Source organism: Burkholderia sp. MS455, from assembly GCF_016899445.1.
Lineage (GTDB): Bacteria > Pseudomonadota > Gammaproteobacteria > Burkholderiales > Burkholderiaceae > Burkholderia > Burkholderia pyrrocinia_C.
Map to the genome: position 1 here is coordinate 2,900,101 of NZ_CP041778.1, position 18,201 is coordinate 2,918,301.

General features: G+C 67.5%; 11 protein-coding genes. 4 read left to right on the forward strand and 7 right to left on the reverse strand.

Annotation, left to right across the window (positions count from 1 at the left end):
• Positions 1–28: 28 nt before the first annotated feature.
• Positions 29–2,254, forward strand: a complete 2,226-nt coding sequence (locus tag FPJ27_RS17330; protein ID WP_204421934.1) for a transglycosylase domain-containing protein — start codon at positions 29–31, stop codon at positions 2,252–2,254.
• A gap of 36 nt (positions 2,255–2,290) precedes the next feature.
• Here FPJ27_RS17330 and add read toward each other — a convergent pair whose 3' ends face one another.
• On the reverse strand, positions 2,291–3,391 hold the full coding sequence (add, locus tag FPJ27_RS17335) for an adenosine deaminase (protein ID WP_204421935.1): 1,101 nt from the start codon (positions 3,389–3,391) through the stop codon (positions 2,291–2,293).
• Positions 3,392–3,437: 46 nt separating this feature from the next.
• Positions 3,438–4,787 (reverse strand): NCS2 family permease, encoded by a 1,350-nt coding sequence (locus FPJ27_RS17340; RefSeq protein WP_034180898.1) that lies wholly within the window; start codon positions 4,785–4,787, stop codon positions 3,438–3,440.
• A 93-nt stretch (positions 4,788–4,880) separates the two neighbouring features.
• Here FPJ27_RS17340 and FPJ27_RS17345 point away from each other — a divergent pair, with 93 nt between their 5' ends.
• Positions 4,881–5,792: a LysR family transcriptional regulator gene (locus tag FPJ27_RS17345; RefSeq protein ID WP_072443746.1), complete on the forward strand. Its 912-nt coding sequence runs from the start codon at positions 4,881–4,883 to the stop codon at positions 5,790–5,792.
• A gap of 27 nt (positions 5,793–5,819) precedes the next feature.
• On the opposite strand, the gene FPJ27_RS17350 is transcribed toward FPJ27_RS17345, so the two are convergent.
• The 4 genes from FPJ27_RS17350 to FPJ27_RS17365 all read right to left on the reverse strand — a co-directional run bounded on the left by FPJ27_RS17350 (position 5,820) and on the right by FPJ27_RS17365 (position 11,265).
• Complete coding sequence (locus tag FPJ27_RS17350) at positions 5,820–6,872, reverse strand: nucleoside hydrolase (RefSeq protein ID WP_204421936.1); 1,053 nt, start codon at positions 6,870–6,872, stop codon at positions 5,820–5,822.
• An 8-nt stretch (positions 6,873–6,880) separates the two neighbouring features.
• On the reverse strand, positions 6,881–7,993 hold the full coding sequence (locus FPJ27_RS17355; RefSeq protein WP_204421937.1) for a porin: 1,113 nt from the start codon (positions 7,991–7,993) through the stop codon (positions 6,881–6,883).
• Positions 7,994–8,154: 161 nt separating this feature from the next.
• On the reverse strand, positions 8,155–9,456 hold the full coding sequence (locus tag FPJ27_RS17360) for a hypothetical protein (protein WP_204421938.1): 1,302 nt from the start codon (positions 9,454–9,456) through the stop codon (positions 8,155–8,157).
• A 390-nt stretch (positions 9,457–9,846) separates the two neighbouring features.
• Complete coding sequence (locus FPJ27_RS17365) at positions 9,847–11,265, reverse strand: MFS transporter (RefSeq protein WP_072443750.1); 1,419 nt, start codon at positions 11,263–11,265, stop codon at positions 9,847–9,849.
• A gap of 430 nt (positions 11,266–11,695) precedes the next feature.
• On the opposite strand from FPJ27_RS17365, the gene FPJ27_RS17370 reads away from it, so the two are divergent.
• Positions 11,696–14,140, forward strand: a complete 2,445-nt coding sequence (locus FPJ27_RS17370; RefSeq protein ID WP_204421939.1) for a DUF3772 domain-containing protein — start codon at positions 11,696–11,698, stop codon at positions 14,138–14,140.
• A gap of 229 nt (positions 14,141–14,369) precedes the next feature.
• On the opposite strand, the gene FPJ27_RS17375 is transcribed toward FPJ27_RS17370, so the two are convergent.
• Positions 14,370–15,881, reverse strand: a complete 1,512-nt coding sequence (locus tag FPJ27_RS17375) for an aldehyde dehydrogenase family protein (RefSeq protein WP_204421940.1) — start codon at positions 15,879–15,881, stop codon at positions 14,370–14,372.
• 629 nt (positions 15,882–16,510) lie between these two features.
• Here FPJ27_RS17375 and FPJ27_RS17380 point away from each other — a divergent pair.
• Positions 16,511–18,091 carry an amino acid permease gene (locus FPJ27_RS17380; RefSeq protein ID WP_204421941.1) on the forward strand — a complete coding sequence of 527 codons (1,581 nt, stop codon included), beginning with the start codon at positions 16,511–16,513 and terminating at the stop codon, positions 18,089–18,091.
• Positions 18,092–18,201: the final 110 nt, after the last annotated feature.

Sequence of the window (18,201 nt, forward strand, 5' to 3'; positions counted from 1 at the left end):
CGCCTCTTCCGTCCACGCCCCTGCCGCCGTGAATCGCTTCGTACCGTTTCTTCGAAACGCGTGGCTCCGCTGCCGCGCCCGCGTCGCGCCGCTCGCCGCCGCCGGCCTTGCGCGCACCCGCGTGCTGTGCGCAGGCGCCTTGCATCGCCTGCGTCATCCGACGCGGCGCGGCGTGGCGCTGACGCTCGCCGCGATACCGGTGCTGGGCCTGCTGGTCCTGCTTGCGTTCGTCCCGTTCACGCCGAGCATCGGCGACATCCGCAAGGCGCGCATCGACCGCCCCGCGCGCGTGCTGTCGGCCGACGGCGAGCTGATCGCCGAGTTCCGGCCCGTCAACCGCGAATGGGTGCCGCTCAAGCAGATCTCGCCGCACATGGTCGACGCGCTGATCGCGACCGAGGATCACCGCTTCTACGCGCATCACGGCATCGACTGGCGCCGCACGATCGCGGCCGGGCTGCATACGTTCTCGGGCGCGCGCCAGGGCGGCTCGACGATCACCCAACAGCTCGCGCGCAACCTGTATCCGGACGAAGTCGGCCGTTCGCTGACGCTCACGCGCAAGGTGAAAGAGCTGATCACCGCGTTCAAGATCGAGACGGTGTACAGCAAGGATCAGATCCTCGAAACCTACCTGAATACCGTGCCGTTCCTGTACAACGCGTTCGGTGTCGAAATGGCCGCGCGTACGTACTTCGGCAAATCGGCGAACCAGCTCGACATCGCCGAAAGCGCGACGCTCGTCGGGATGCTGAAGGGCAACAGCTACTACAACCCGGTGCTGAATCCGGAACGCGCGGTTCAGCGGCGCAACATCGTGCTCGACCGGATGGCGACGATGGGCATGCTGTCGCCGCGGCAGCTCGCGAAATTGCAGCGCCAGCCGCTGCGCGTCGACTTCGAGCCGCAGACGGCGCAGCCCGGCCTCGCGCCGCACTTCGCGGTGCAGCTTCGCAAGTGGCTGATCGCGTGGGCCGACCGCAACAATTACGACCTCTACTCGGACGGCCTCGTCGTGCGCACGACGCTCGATGCGCGGCTGCAGGACATGGCGACGCAAGCGCTGACGCAGCAGACCGAGCGGCTGCAGGCGATCGCCGACAGCGCATGGCGCGGCCCGTCCGGCTGCGGGCTGCGCAACGACCTGTTTCGCGGCTTCATCCGCCAGACACCCGACTATCGCAACGCCCGCGACGCGGGGCTCGCCGATGCGGCGGCGCTGAAGCAGCTCGGCGCGAATCGCGAGTTCATGCATGCGCTGTGCGAACGCAAGACGCAGGTACAGGCCGGCTTCGTCGCGATCGATCCGCGCAACGGCGCGATCAGGGCATGGGTCGGCAGTCCCGATTTCGGCAGCGAGCCGTTCGATCACGTCGCGCAGGCGCGGCGCCAGCCGGGCTCGACGTTCAAGCCGTTCGTCTATGGCGCCGCGTTCGCGGACGGCATGCGGCCGGGCGATACGTTCATCGACCGCCCGGTCGCGATTCCCGTGGACGGCCGCGCGGTGTGGCGCCCGACCGACGAGGAGCCGCCGACGGGCGAGCCGATGACGCTGCGCGACGCGCTCGCGCTGTCGCGCAATCGCATTACCGCGCAGGTGATGCAGCAGGAAGGCGCCGCGAAGGTCGCGCAGCTCGCGCGCGCGATGGGCGTGCGCGACAGTCCGCTCGACGCGGTGCCGTCGCTCGCGCTCGGCACGAGCCCGGTCACGCTGAAGGAGATGGTGTCCGCATACGGCACGATCGCGAACCGAGGCGTGTACGTCGCGCCGCAGACGATCACGCGCATCGAGGATCGCGACGGCAAGGTGCTCGCCGCATTCGGCAGCGCACCGCCCGAACGCGCGTTGCCGGCGCCTGCCGCGCAGACGCTCGTCGACGTGATGCGCGATGTCGTCGACCGCGGCACCGGCGCCGACATCCGCTCGCGCTACGGGATTCGCGTGGATGTCGCCGGCAAAACGGGCACGACTCAGGACAACACGGACGGCTGGTTCATCCTGATGCATCCGCAACTGGTGGCCGGCGCATGGGTCGGCTTCGACGACGGCAGCGTGACGCTTCGCAGCGACTACTGGGGCGCGGGCGCGCACAGCGCGCTGCCGATCGTCGGCAGTTTCTACGATGCGGCGCTGCGCGCGCGTGCGATCGATCCGCGTGCGCAGTTCTCGCCCGACTTCCGGCCGCGCAGCGCGCCGGCGCCGAGGCGGCGCCCGCATCCCGGCCTGTTCGACTGGCTGAAGTTGTTCCGCTGAGCGTGCCGTCGGCGGAACATATACATACAACTGCGCTTAGCCCGCCGCGAGCGTGGCCGCCAGTGCATCGAACTCCGGCGCCCACACCGCACGCCACGTGGCCTTCGTCGCGTCGTCCACCCACGCGCCGTCGATCCCGTTCAGCATGAACTGCTTCAGCTCGGCAACGGTGAAGCCGAAATGGCTGAACATCAGCTCCCACGCCTCGCTTGGATCGACCTTGTGCAGCGTCGGATCATCGGTGTTCGGATGGATCTTCAGCCCGAGGCCCGGCATCTTGCGCATCGGATGCCGTTCCGCCCATTGCTCCGGCGGCAGCGTGCGCAGATAGTACGAATTCGTCGGCACGACGGTGAAGACGATCCCGCGTTCCGCATAGCGCGCACACAGCTCGGGGTTGTCGACGATCGTATAGCCGTGATCGACACGATCGACCTGCAGCAGGTCGACGGCCGTCTCGACGTTGCGCCACGGCATCCCGAACTCGCCCGCATGCGCGGTCGTGCGGAAACCGGCCGCACGCGCGTTGCGGTACGCCTTCCAGAACAGTTCCGGCGGCCGGTCGTTCTCGCGATAGTCGATCCCGAGCCCCGCCACTTCGTCCGCGCGATTCGCCTTCATCCATTCGACGATCGCCACTGCCTCGTCGGGATCCTGCTCGCGGTCGATGCTCGGGATCAGGCGTGCGCCGATCCCGAAATCACGCGCGGCATCGCGGATCGCCGTCACGATCGCGGCCTGCGCGTCCGCATACGCGATGCCCGATACGCGTACCGTGCCGGTCGGATTCCAGAAGAATTCCGCATGCCGCACGTTGTGTGCGGCCGCATCCTCCAGATACTCGTATGCAATCCTTCGCAGATCGTCAGGTTGCGTGAGCAGATACTTGTCGAGCGCGCGCAGCACGTGCAGCACGCCGACCGGCTTGTCGCCGCGCGCATAGAACGCGTCGATCTCCGCGCGCTCGATCGGCGCGCCGCTGCGTTCCGCGAGCGCGACGAACGTGTCGTGCCGCACCGCGCCGAGCAGGTGACAATGCAGCTCGACCTTCGGCAGCGCGTGGAAGAAGGCCCGATGGGCCGGCGTGATCTCGATGCCCGTGCGCGCGGCCGGGACGTTGCCTGGTGTTCCCTTCATGTCAGTCTCTTTTGGGGTAATGCCGATACGTCGCGAAAGCCGTCTCTCAGTGCGGCTTCACGACGGTCCAGAAGTAATAACCGAGCGGAATCGCGAGCACGACGAGCCCCCACGACACGTCGCGCCAGCGGCCGGCCAGCAGCTTGACGAGCACGTAGCACAGCAGCCCGCCCGCGATGCCGGTGCCGAAGCTGTTCGACATCAGCGTGAGCAGCACCATCGACATCACGGGCAGCGCATCGGTGAAGTCGTCGAAATGCGTATGGCGGATCGTCGCGAACATCGACAGCCCGATCAGGATCAGCGCGGGCGCGGTCGCCTCCTTCGGGATCGCGAGCGCGACCGGCACGAACAGCAGCATCGCGGCGAACAGCACGGCCGCGGCCAGCGACGACAGCCCGCTGCGGCCGCCGGCCTCGACGCCCGCCGCCGATTCGATCAGCGCGGTCAGCGCGGGGATGCCGAACACGGGCCCGATCGTCGCGGCGAGCGAATCGACGAGGAACGGCCGGTTGATGTCCGGCAGGTTGCCGTGTTCGTCGAGCAGGTTCGCCTTCGCGCCGACCGCGAGCGCGGTGCCGAGCGTCGAGAAGAATTCCGCCGCGAAGAACGCGAACAGATACGGCGCGGCCGCCAGGCTCAACGCGCTGCCGATATCGAGCTTGAACGCGATCGGCGCGATGCTGTGCGGCAGCGACACGAACGACGCGGGCAGGTGCGTGACGCCGAGCGGCACGCCGGCCGCAGCCGCGGCGAGGATCGCGATCAGGATCGCGCCGGGCACCTTGCGCGCCTGCAGCACGACCGCAACCGCCAGGCCGATCAGCGCGACGAGCGCGCCCGGTCGCGAGAAGTCGCCGAGCGCAAACGCATTGGTCTTCGCGTTCGCGACGACCATCCCCGCATTGCGCAGCCCGAGCATCGTCACGAACAGCCCGATCGATGCGCCGAGCCCAAGCTTGATCTGCACCGGAATCAGCCGCACCACGACGCCGCGCGCGCCGAGGATCGTCAGCAGGAAGAACAGCACGCCCGACACGCACGCGATGCCGAGGCCCGTCTGCCAGCCGACGTGTTCCGTCGTCGCGAGCGTCACGCCGACGATCACCGAGCCGCCGATGCCGGGGCCGACGAGGAACGGCAGGTTCGCGTAGAGCCCCATCAGCGTCGTGAACAGCACGAACACGACGATCGTCGCGGTCGTCGCCGCGCCGCGCTCCATGCCGCCCGTGGCGAGCAGCGACGGGATCACGACGAGCAGATACGCGGCCGCGAGAAACGACGTAACGCCCGCGATCGTCTCGGTGCGCACGCTCGTGCCGCGCGCGGCGAGCGCGAAGCGGCGTTCGAGCCAGTTGGCCGGCGCTCGCGCCGGCATCGTGTCAGTCGCTGACATGGTGGTTCTCCTGTGATTCAGAATATTGTCCTGTGCCGATTCATGCAGCGCGGTCTTATACTGCCGCGTACCGCATCCCGACCGTTATTGCCGATGTCGTCCGACCGCTCGTCGCTGCTGCCCGCGCTCACGCTGCGGCAGGTCCAGCACTTCGTCGTGCTCGCCCATGCACGCAGCTTCACGCAGGCCGCGCAGGCGCTGTCGCTCACGCAGCCCGCGCTCACCGCGTCGATCCGCCAGATCGAGTTCCTGCTCGGCGGACGCCTGTTCGCGCGTTCCGCGCACCGGCTCACGCTGACGTCCGCAGGCGTTGCCGTGCTGCCGCTCGCCGAACGCCTGCTCAACCAGGCGCGCGGCACCTTCGACGACATGACGCGGCTCATCGGCGAACGCATCCAGACCGTGCGGATCGCGTTCATCCCGTCGGTCGCGGGTCGCCTGCTGCCCGCGCTCAACGCATTGCGCGGCACGCATCCGACGCTGCGCTTCACGCTAACCGACCTGCCGAACAGCGCACTCGTCGAAGCCGTGCGCGACGGCGTCGCCGATCTCGGCATCGGCGTGCGCGAACCGGACAGCGACGACGGCACGCTGCGCTACCGGCTACTGTTCGAGGACGAGATCGTGATCGTCGTGCGGCACGACGATCCGCTTGCCCGCGCGAAAAGCGTCACGTGGGCGAAGCTCGTCGATCGCGAGCTGGCCGTGTTCGTACGCGGCAGCGTCAGCGAATCGCTGCACCGCACCGGCGGCGCCGAGAAGCTGCGCCTGAACGTCACGTACCGGATGGAATACACCGAGCCGCTCTACGCGCTCGCGCGCAACGGCCTCGCGACCGCCGTGCTGCCGAGCCTCTACACGATGCATCTGCACGATCCCGATCTCGTCGCGCTGCGCGTCGACAAACCGCGCGTCACGCGCGCGATCTCGCTGATCTCGCTCGCCGCCGACGATCGCGGCCCGCACGTGCGCGCGTGCCGCGAGTGGATTGCGAAGCACATCTGATTCCGTTCGTCGCGCGACGTCACGCGCTCAGGGCAGCTTCGCGATGCGCTCGACGAGCGCTGCGTAGAAGCGGTCCGCGTCGACCTCGTTGATCCACGTCGCGTTCGCCGCACGGCCGCTGCGCCCGTTCCAGTCGACGATCGTCTCGCCGAGCGTCCACTGCCCGGTCGTCTCGACGACGACATTCACCTTGCGTCCGTTGAACATCGTCGGATCGACGAGATAGCCGACCGCGGTCGGGTCGTACATCGGCGCGTCGTCGATACCGCGCCGTTTCTTGTTGTACGCGAGCTCGGCCGTCATGATGTCCGCGACGATCGCGCCGCAGCGGTTGCCGAGCGCGCGGAACGGCGCGACGCGCGCCGGCGTGATCGGTGCCTTCACCGCGACGTCGCGCGGCAGCACGACGATCGGCACGCCGCTGCCGAACACCACTTCCGCCGCCTGCGGATCGACGTAGATATTGAACTCGGCGGCCGGCGTGATGTTGCCGCGCTCGAAGAACGCGCCGCCCATCAGCACGATCTCGCGCAGTGCGCCGCGAATCTGCGGCGCTTCGACCAGCGCGGTCGCGATGTTCGTCAGCGGGCCGAGCGCGCACAGCGTCACGCTGTTGGGCGCCGCGCGGCTCAGCGTATCGACGAGGTACGACACCGCGTGGCCGGTCGCAAGCGGCGCGCGCGGCTCGTGCAGTTCGACGCCTTCGAGCCCCGTCTTGCCGTGCACGTTCGCGGCCGTCACGAGCTCGCGCACGAGCGGGCGCGGGCAGCCCGCATAGACGGGCAGCGTCTTCGTGCGTCCGGCCCAGTCGCGGATGATCCGCGCATTGCGTTCGGTCAGGTCGAGCGGCACGTTGCCCGCGACGGCGGTCAGCGCGCGCACGTCGAGCCGATCCTGCGCGCCGAGCGCGAACAGGATCGCGATGGCGTCGTCCTGCCCCGGGTCGGTATCGATGATCACCGTGCGGCGCGCGGCGTCGCCGCCGGCGGCGAACGCGCCCGTTTCGGGCAGCAGCGCGGTGCCGGCCAGCGCGGCGGACAGTTTCAGGAAGGTGCGGCGCGATGCGATCGGATGGGTCATGGTCGGATTCAGAAAACGTGCCGGACGCCGAGCGTCGCCATCATCTGGCGCGTGCCGGTCGAGCGCGCGCACGCGAAGATCTGCGCATGGTCCGCGTCGCCGGCCGCCTGCTGCGCGATCACCGTCAGCGCGACGTCGGTGCGTTTCGACAGGAAGTAGTCGGCCTGCAGGTTCACCTGGTGCCATTTCGGACGCTTGTCGATCACGTCGTACTTGCCGTTCGTGAACGCATACGCAGCGCCGAGAAAAAGCTGCGGCGTCATCGTGTAGACGATGTTCACGCCGAGGTTCTGCAGGTGCAGGTGCGAATTGTCGAGGTAATCGTAGCGCACGTCAGTAAACATCGCCGCGAACTGCGCGCGGCCGATCGTGTAGAAGCCGCCCGTGCCCGCGATCCGCTGCCGGCTCGCGTACGCCGCCGGCGTCATCGCGCTTTTGCTGAAGATCAGCAACGGCGACGCATAGTCGTTCGCGATCGCGCCGTCCTGGTTCGTGCCGCTGTACGGATGGTTGTACTGCGCGTAGACCGCGCTCCAGCGCAGCGGGCCGCGCTCGTAGCCGAGCCCGAAGCTGTATGCGCTGTTGTTCGCGAAGCCCGTCGCGTTGCTGAAGCCGTACAGCGCGGTGAATTTCAGGCCGTAGTAGACGGGGCTCACGTACTTCACCGAGTTCTGCACGCGGATGTCGTTGTAGCCGTTGTCGTTGTCGCCGATGTTCACGCCGTTGCTCGCGATGATCACGGGCCCGATGTAGTCGTGGATCGCGTCGTACTGGCGGCCGAACGTCAGCGAGCCGTACGTGCGGTCGGCAAGGCCGACGTAGGCCATGCGCCCGAACTCGCGGCCATTCTGCGCGGCCGTGCCCGTCATCACGTTGAAGCCGTTCTCGAGCTGGAAGATCGCGGACAGCCCCTGCCCGAGATCCTCCTTGCCCTTCAACCCCCAGCGCGGGTTCTGGTTCGTGCCGGACAGCGCCTGCCAGGCGTTCTTGCCGCCCTGGTTCGTCGCGAACCCGACGCCGGCCGAGATCAGACCGTACAGCGTGATGCTGCTTTGCGCACCGGCATGGGTCGCGAAGGCGCCGAGCATCGCGAGCGGAGCGAGCTTGTAAAGAGTTTTCATGCGGGTCGTGTGATCGGTGGTGGTCCAGGCGCGGCAGGGTTCCGCGAAACTGGCCTCGACTATACGAACCCGGATCGGATAATAAAAGTTTGCTTTTCTTATGTATCAATAAAACGGATTTATTCTCATCGTCGCACCTCCCGCGCCCGCCGGAGCGGTTGTCAATCGGCGGTATCGCCGCCCTTCGGCAGCTTCGACCACGCGTTGCGCCCCGGCAGCGGCGACCACACCGGGCGCGTCTTGCGTGCGCTGTCGATCACGACCAGGTAGCGGCCCGCGATCGGCGTGATGTCGCGATCGCGCCGCAACACCCACAGCGACCTGCCGGCCTCGACGCGCGCCTGGTAGTCGTCGTCGAGCAGGCCGTGCCGGTCGAAGAACAGGTTCAGCGACGCGGGAATCCGCACGCATCCCTTCGAGTGCCGGATGCCGAGCAGCGGTTCGAGGCGGTCGGGGTCGGTCGCATGCATCCGGAAGCGCATCGGCGACACGCCGCCCTTGCCCCAGCCGCGCTCGCCGTCCTCCCATCCGAAGTCGTAGATGCGCATGTCGCGACGGCCGTAGCCGCGAATGCCGTTGTCGTTCGTCGTGCCTTCCGCACGGAAATCCATGTTGTCGGGCGAGTGATGGAACACGCCGAGCGGCGTCACGAAATGATCGTACTTGCCAGGCAGCCCGGTGCCGACCGGCGATGCGCCGATCATCAGCCACGCATTGGCCGGCGTCGCGCGGAAGTAAATGAAAAGCGCCTGCACGTTCGGCGCGCGGTCGACCATCGCGACGTATTCGCCGGCCAGGTCGCCGAGGTCCGCATCGGCGAGCGCCTTCTGGAGCCGCTCGGCGTATGCGCGCTGCTCGCTTACGGGTAGGTTCAGGCGCCGCGTGACTTCCTGCGTGAAGCGCTTGCGCATGTCGATTGCACGTGCCGTCGCGTTTTTCGCCTCGTCGGCCGACAGCGGCGGATGCCGGCGCGGCGGGGTCGGCACGGGCGGCTCGGCCTCGCTGGCCGGTACGTCGGACGCGTCCGACGCAGGTTCGGCAGTGGACGCCGCGGAAGCCGCCGATGCGCCCGATGCCGCGCCGGCAGGCTCCACATGATGCACATGCGATGCCGCAGTCGCGGGCTGCGCGGCCGACGCACCCGACGACGCATGCGCGGACGAAGCCGGATGCGCACGGGAAGCTGCCGACGCCGGCGACGCAACCGATGAGGATGACGTAGCAGCGGACGACGGGACGCCGGATGCCGCAAAGGCAGGCCGCCAGGCAAGAACGGCAATCGGCAGCATGGCAGCGAGCCACACATACGCGGCGACTGCGCGGGTACGGCAACGTGGCTTCGCAAATCGCCGCATCAGGATGGAAAGCATCATATGTTCGAAGCCATCGGCCGATCCGGCCGCCGCATGTTGCTGTTGCGAGCGGCGCATCGTCCGCGCGAGGCATCGACACGTCCGGCGCATCGTGTGCGTCCGGCGCCGACGCCTCTTCGCGGTGGAGCCGTTCGCTGATGCAACGCCTGCGGTCCGATGGCGGCTAATGAGTCGTCAGGCCCTTCATTCTACGCGCCAGCGCAGGAATCGGCAGCGGCGAAAGTCGCGGTTTCGCGGCGGATTTGCGCTTCGTCACGCTTTGTTTCAACTCGTTGCCGCTTGCGGCGTCGTCGCGTGGCAACCTTACAAGTTGGACGTTTCAAAGCATGCGTCCGGCGGGTTTTTGCGCTCCGCCCGCAACGATGTTTTCCGCCAAACAAATTCGCATGCCAAATCATTTCGGCGACGCCGTTTTCCTCCGGGAAAACCGCATCGCACGCATGCCGCACGAACCATGCGACACGCGTGCGCAACCACCGACTACTTCGAAATGGTTTCGAGCGCGATGCCCTTCGTGCGCGGCCCCATGAGTCCGATCGCGGCCATCACGATCGCCATCGCGCCCGCAATGAACGCGAACACGCCGAAGGTGCCGAAGCCCTTCAGCACGGCCGCGATCACGAACGACGAGAAGATCGCAGAGAAGCGGCTCCACGAATAGACGAAACCGACGGCCCGTGCGCGGATCGACGTCGGAAACAACTCGGCCTGATACGCGTGGAAGCTGTACGACATGATGTTGCTCGCGAGCGTGAGGCCGATGCCGAGCACGATCAGGAACGCACCTACCGTCGTCTGGCTGAACAGCAGCCCGCAGACGACGATCGCCGCCGCCATCGCGACGATCACCGACTTGCGCTCGAAGCGGTCGGCGATCACGAGCCCGATCAGCGGGCCGATCGGCGCCGCGAGCGCGATCACGCTCGAATACATCAGGCTCGACGTGATCGTGATGCCCTGCTTGATCAGCAGCGTCGGCACCCAGTTCGCGAAGCCGTAGAAGCCGACCGTCTGGAACACGTTGAAGATCGTCATCATGATCGTGCGGCTGCGATACGGCGGCACCCACATGTCGCGAAAGCTGCCGCGCGGCGGCACCGGCTCGGCCGGCGCGGGCGGCGGCAGCGGCCGCCCGTATTCGGCTTCGACCTTCGCCTCGAGCGCGCGCATGATGCGGTCGGCTTCGTCGACCCGGCCCTGCTGCGCGAGCCAGCGCGGGCTTTCCGGCAGTTCGCGGCGAATCCACCAGACGAACAGCGCGCCGTGCGCGCCGATCAGCACGACCCAGCGCCAGCCGTCGAGGCCGAACGGCGCATGCGGCACGAGCAGATACGCGAGGAACGCGACCACCGGCACCGCGACGAACCCGACCGCCTGCTCGCACGCGAATGCGCGGCCGCGGATCTGCTTCGGCACGAGCTCGGAGATGTACGTGCCGATCGTCACCATCTCGACGCCAAGCCCGAGACCGACGACGAAGCGCCAGAAGTTCAGCCCGGCCGCGGTGTCCTGGAACGCCATCACGACGTTGGCGGCCGTGTACCACAGCAGCGACCACGTAAAGATCGCACGGCGGCCGAAGCGGTCGGCGAGAAAGCCGCACGCGATCGTGCCGATGAACAGCCCGGAGAACAGCGCGGCGATGAAGCTCGCGACGCCGGTGGTGCCGAACAGGCCGTGTGTTGTCGCGGAAAGGATGCCGCTTTTCACGAGGCCGGGCGCGACGTAGCCGCTGTAGAGCAGATCGTAGAGTTCGAAGAAGAAGCCGAGGCTCAGCAGTACGACGAGTTTCCAGACGCTGCGGGTCGGCGGCAGGCGGTCCAGGCGGGCCGAGATGGAGCCGGGGTCGATGGATGGGGAATGGGAAGATGCCTGCGAAAGGCTGTCCGTTGAGGCCATCTTGGGCGCGTCTCCTGATCGTGTCGTGTTGTGTGTTGTTGTCCGGCGACCGTCGAGCCGCCGTCGGGCGAATCGCTGCATTGTACCGGCACGCCCGCCTGCGGTCCGGCCGCGCTGCGTGCACCGAGCCGATTCGGACACCCCGATTTCGCGCCGGACAATGTGTAAATTGCGTAACCGTCTGTCGGGTATGGAAAAAGCGTCGGAACGACGATCCGGCGCCGCCCGTGCCGAGCCTCGGCGGTGCCGGCCCGACGGTACGGGCCTGCCGCACCGTTTCGCGCGGGCGCGCATCGCCGGGATCGCCGAAAACGGGGTACGCAATCGGGACAACCACGCGTTCCGCGCCCCGGTAACATGCTACCGGGCCAACTACCGGCTTCCGGGTGCCTTTCGGCGACCGGCATTGTCGGCAAATCGTAAGCATTCCATGTTCATACAACGACTATCCACGTACGCCCGCCGGATCGCACTGATTGCGTTGCTGCAGTTCGCGGCGATCGCGACCGCATCGGCGTTTCCGGCGGCTGCTTCCGCCCCGGGCGCGAGCGGCACCGACGCGTTCGTGCCGACCATCTCGCTGAACGACGCCGTCGCGCAGCTCAAGCAGATGCAGGCCGAACAGGATCGCATCAAGCAGCAGACCTCGACCGCGTCCAACAGCAAGGAGCTGGACGCGCTCGGCGATGCGACGCAGGAGCTGAGCACCGATGTCGCGAAGCTGCAGAGCGAGCTCGTTCCGCAGCGCGCGCAGGTCCAGGCGCAACTCGACGTGCTCGGCCCGGCGCCGGCCGAAGGCGCCGCGCCGGAAACGCCGGCTGTCGTGAAGCAGCGCGCGACGCTGGACGCGCGCAAGACGCAGCTCGATGCGGCGCTGAAACAGGCCGCCGATCAGAAGACCAACCTCGCGAACCTGACCGAACAGTTCGCGAAGCTGCATCGCGGCCTGCTGAAGAACCAGCTCGCGTTCCGTTCGGGCGGCATCTTCAGCGCGCAATTCTGGCTGCCGCTGTTCCAGCGTTCGCCGGACGACGTCCAGCGGCTCGAGGATTTCAACGACGAACTGCGCGACATGCTGCGCTCGTCGTGGGTACCCGGACAACGGGCGATCACCGCGCTGCTGCTGCTCGCCGCGTTCGCGATGTGGCTCGGCGGCCGCCGGCTCATCGAGCGCGGGCTCGCGTGGATCTGCCTGAACCGCCTGCCGCCCACCCGCTTGCGCCGCAGCGCGCTGGCGCTGTCGACCGCGCTGTCGACATTCCTGGCAACCGCCTTCGCCGTTCAGATCCTCTACCTCGCCGTCGCGCGCCACTATGAACTCACGCCGTCGCTGACCGATCTGTGGGACCAGTTCGCGAAGCTCGCGGCGACCTGCGCACTGATCGCCGGGCTCGGCCGCGCGCTGCTCTGCACGAAGCATCCGTCGTGGCGCCTGCCGGCGCTCGCCGATTCCGTCGCGCTCGCGATGAAGCCGTTCCCCGGCATCCTGGCCGCGCTGCTGCTGATGTCCGGCACGCTCGAATCGATCAACCGGATCGTCGACACCAGCCTGTCCGTCACGCTGTTCGGCCGCGGCATCGTATCGCTCGTCGTCGCGCTGACGGTCGGCGCGTCGCTGCTGCGCTCGAACCGCGCGCGCAGCGCGCTTGCGGCGGCCGGCGAGGCGCCCGAGCAGCGCTCGACGCTCGCCGGGCTGATCCACGCCGGCGTCACGCTGGCGATCGTCGTGTCGCTGATCGCACTCCTGATCGGCTACGTCACGGTCGCGCGCTTCATCACCTACGAGCTCGTATGGTTCGAGATCGTGCTGTGCGCCACCTATATCCTGATCCAGTTGACGCGCGACGCGAGCGAAAGCCTGTTCTCCGCGAGCCTGTCGACGGGCCAGCAGATCAAGAACCTGTTCGCGCTCGAAGACCGGCACCTCGACCAGGCCCGCACGGTCCTGTCCGGTTTCGGCACGAGCCTGCTGATGCTGATCGCGGCCATCGCGCTGCTGACGGGCGGCTTCGGCACGACGCCGGGCGACCTGCTCGACAGCGCGGTCGCGATGATCGGCAGCCAGCGGCTGCAGAGCCTGAACATCATGCCCGACCGGATCCTGAATGCCGTAATCGGCTTCGCGATCGGCTTCTACCTGCTGCGTTCGCTGCGCCGCTGGCTCGACGGCGAGTTCATGCCCGCGCTCGGCATGGATACGGGGATGCGCGTGTCGCTGATCACGCTGTTCACCAACGTCGGCTACGTGCTGCTCGTGCTGATGACGCTCGGGCTGCTCGGCGTCAGATGGAACAACCTCGCGTGGATCGTCAGTGCGCTGTCGGTGGGTATCGGCTTCGGCCTGCAGGAGATCGTGAAGAATTTCGTGTCGGGGCTGATCCTGCTGACCGAGCGGCCGGTGAAGGTGGGCGACATGATCAGCATCGCGGGCGTCGAAGGCGACATCCGCCGCATCAACGTGCGCGCGACCGAGATTCAACTCAGCGACCGCTCGACCGTGATCGTGCCGAATTCGCAACTGATCTCGCAGAACCTGCGCAACGTGACGATGGGCAACAGCACGCAGGGCGTCGCGACGCTGGTGCTGACGTTCCCGCTGAACACCGATCCCGAACAGGTGCGCGACCTGCTGCTCGATGCGTACCGCACGCATGAGGCGATTCTCGAAAAACCGGCGCCGTCGGTGACGTTCAGCCAGCTCACGCCCGACGGGATCACGCTGAGCGTGACGGGCTACGTGTCGAGCCCGCGGATCGCGAGTTCGACGAAGAGCGATCTGCTGTTCGAGATCCTGAAGCAGTTGCGCGCGGCAGGGATCACGCTGTCGAGCCCGCAGATGCTGGTGGTGCAGAACATGCCGGCGCTGGAGAAGTAACGGACGTTGCGCGCCAGCGGGTATTCGACTGGAACAGGCCGCACGCGCTCGATGCAATGGTTCGCGGCATCGTCCCCGGACACCACTCATTCGTCGCCGGTCCGCGTCAGGAATCCCGATTGACGCCAATGCGCACGATACTCCACCGCCCGAAACACGACGGGCCGGCACCGCATCGCGGCAACCGGCCCGTTTCATTCACACGCGGCGCCGAAACCGGCGCCCCGCATTACACGTCAAACTTCACCCCCTGCGCCAGCGGCAACTGCCGGCTGTAATTGATCGTATTCGTCGCGCGACGCATATAAGCCTTCCACGCATCCGAACCCGACTCACGCCCGCCGCCCGTTTCCTTCTCGCCACCGAACGCGCCGCCGATCTCCGCGCCGCTCGTGCCGATGTTCACGTTGACGATCCCGCAATCGCTGCCCGCTGCCGACATGAACTGCTCGGCCTCGCGCATGTCGTTCGTGAAAATCGCCGACGACAGGCCTTGCGGCACCGCGTTGTGCAGCTCGATCGCGTCGTCGAAGTTGTCGTAGATCATCACGTACAGGATCGGCGCGAACGTTTCGCGCTCGACCACCGCCGATTGCTTCGGCATCCGCACGATGGCCGGACGCACGTAGTACGCATCCGCGTGACCGATGTCCACGCGCTCGCCGCCCTTCACTTCGCCGCCCTGCTCGCGTGCATCGGCCAGCGCCTTCTGCATCGCGTCGAACGACGCGCGGTCGACCAGCGGGCCGACCAGCGTGCCTTCTTCAAGCGGGCTACCGACCTTCACCGACGCATAGGCCTTCTCGATGCGCGGCAGCAGTTGCTCGACGAGGCTGCGATGCACGATCAGGCGACGCAGCGTCGTGCAGCGCTGGCCGGCCGTGCCGACCGCCGCGAACGTGACCGCGCGCACCACGAGGTCGAGATCGGCGCTCGGCGCGACGATCATCCCGTTGTTGCCGCCGAGCTCGAGGATGCCGCGCGCAAGACGCTGGCTCAGCACCTTCGCGACTTCCTGGCCCATCCGCACGCTGCCCGTCGCGCTGACGACCGGCACCTTCTTCGATGCCGTCAGCACCTCGCCCACATCGCGCATGCCGAGCACCAGCTGGCTCAGGCCCTGCGGCGCGACGCCCGGATGGGTCTGCTCGAATTCGCGGATCGCCTTCTCGAGCAGCACGTGGCACGCAATCGCGGTGAGCGGCGTCTTCTCCGACGGCTTCCACACGACCGAATCGCCGCACACGAACGCGAGCGCCGCATTCCACGCCCACACCGCGACCGGGAAGTTGAACGCCGAAATCACGCCGCATACGCCGATCGGGTGCCACGTTTCCATCATCCGGTGGCCCGGGCGCTCCGACGCGATCGTGAGGCCGTAGAGCTGGCGCGACAGGCCGACCGCGAAATCGCAGATATCGATCATTTCCTGCACTTCGCCGAGGCCTTCCGACGTGATCTTGCCGGCTTCGAGCGTGACGAGGCGGCCCAGCTCGGCCTTGTGCTCGCGCAGCACGTTGCCGAACACGCGCACGAACTCGCCGCGCACCGGCGCCGGCACCGTGCGCCACTTGAGGAATGCGTCGTGCGCGGCGTCGATCTTGCGCTCCGCGTCGGCGGGCGAGTCGACCGCCAGCGTCGCCAGCGTCGCGCCGTCGAGCGGCGAACGCGCGGTCAGCGCAGTGCCTTTCCACCGGGCGAGATCGATGTCGAGCGCAGCAAGAATGTCGTTGAATTGCATCACTTCCTCTTCAGGGACAGATTGATCGGTGCGGCGGCGACGCCGCCCGCGTGATTCGATTGGAGCGCGTTCGCGCGCCCTGTGCAAGCGGATGCGCAGCTCGGCGGGCCCGGTGCGCCGCACGGCGCATCGCGCTGCGCCGCCGCCGAAAAGCCCGGCCGGACGGCACGCCCTCGCGTCGCGAGGCACGATCCATGAAACACATTGTCGGCGGCCACAAGTCGGGCCGCTATTGATATTAACTCACGACTTCATTCCCAAAACGCAACACCTCAGCGAGCCAGACCGATGCATTCTTGTGCCGATATGGGACGTTTCCAAAGCCCGTAGCAGGGCGGCCAGACGCGTCCCGACGCGACGCAAGTTGATGACAAAGCCGCATCACCCTGTTCGGAAATATCGTTTGCCGGCCCGTGCATCGGGCACACACAATCGGTGCGACGTCGAGGTGCAACGCACCCGGCGCGCCGCCGGCCGCCACTACGGCAGCCGGACGACAGACGAACGCGACACGCATCGCGGCCCGGCTCATCCGGCCCGTTCCCGCGAAGCACCACCGCTGCCCGGCCGGCAACGCGTCGCGCTTCGTCGCCGAAAAACAATCCCGGAGACAGCGCCCAGCACCCGCCATGCATTCAGATGCCCGCCCCGATTCGCCCCATCCGTCCGGCTCGCCGCCCGCGAAGCCGTCCCTCCACCGCGCGCTGCAGGCCCGCCATCTGCGGATGATCGCGATCGGCGGCTCGATCGGCACGGGCTTGTTCGTCGCATCCGGCGCGTCGATCTCGCAGGCCGGCCCCGGCGGCGCGATGCTCGCGTACATGGTGATCGGCCTGATGGTCTATTTCCTGATGACGAGCCTCGGCGAAATGGCCGCGTTCATGCCCGTGTCGGGTTCGTTCGCGACCTACGGCGCGAAGTTCGTCGACGAAGGCTTCGGCTTCGCGCTCGGCTGGAACTACTGGTACAGCTGGGCCGTGACGCTGGCGGTGGAACTCGTCGCCGCGCAGCTCGTGATGCACTACTGGTTTCCGCATGTGCCGGGCGTCTGGTGGAGCGCGCTGTTCCTCACGCTGATCTTCGCGCTCAACGCGCTGTCGGTTCGCGGATTCGGTGAAGCCGAATACTGGTTCGCGCTGATCAAGGTGCTGACGGTGCTCGCGTTCGTCGGCGTCGGCCTGCTGATGATCTTCGGGATCATGCAGGGCGGCCCGAGCGCGGGCTGGGGCAACTTCACGATCGGCGACGCGCCGTTCGCCGGCGGCTGGGCGACGATGCTCGGCGTCGCGATGATCGCCGGCTTCTCGTTCCAGGGCACCGAAATGATCGGCGTCGCGGCCGGCGAATCGGAGCACCCGCGCACGACGATCCCGCGCGCGGTGAAGCAGATCTTCTGGCGCATCCTGCTGTTCTATGTGTTCGCGATCTTCGTGATCGGCGTGCTGATTCCCTATACCGACCCGAGCCTGCTGAAGAGCGACGTGACCGACATCGGCGTGAGCCCGTTCACGCTCGTGTTCCGCCACGCGGGCCTCGCGTTCGCGGCCGGCGTGATGAACGCGGTGATCCTGACGGCCGTGCTGTCGGCCGGCAACTCGGGCATGTACGCGTCGACGCGGATGCTCTACAACCTCGCCGTAGAAGGCCGCGCGCCGAAGCTGTTCGCGAAGCTGTCGCCGGGCGGCGTGCCGCGCAACGCGCTGTATGCGACGACCGCCGTCGGCGCACTGTGTTTCCTCACGTCGCTGTATGGCGACAAGACGGTGTACCTGTGGCTGCTGAACACGTCGGGCATGGCCGGCTTCATCACGTGGCTCGGCATCGCGGTCAGCCACTACCGGTTCCGCAAGGGTTTCCTCAAGCAGGGCTACCGGCTCGACCAGCTGCCGTACCGGTCGAAGTGGTTCCCGTTCGGCCCGCTGTTCGCGTTCGCACTGTGCGCGGTCGTCGCGCTCGGCCAGGATTACCAGGCGTTCCTCGCCGACAAGGTCGACTGGGCGAGTATCGCCGCGACCTATATCGGCCTGCCGTTCTTCCTCGCGATCTGGCTCGGCTACGCGCTCGTGCGCAAATGCCGCCTGGTGCGCTACGAGGACATGGAGATCGCGCCGTGGATCGAACGCAACGCGATACCCGAAACGGCACCGCAGGCCGAAACCGGCTACGCGGGCTACGTCGCCCGCCCGGCCAACCCGGCGCAGGGCGCCTGACGGCCCGCCTCGTGCCGGCCGCCTGCCCGGCCGCGGCAGCCGGCGCCTCGCCCCCATTCGACGCGGCGCGCGCGTTCAGGCAAGATCGACGCGCGCCGTCCGTTTTTCCG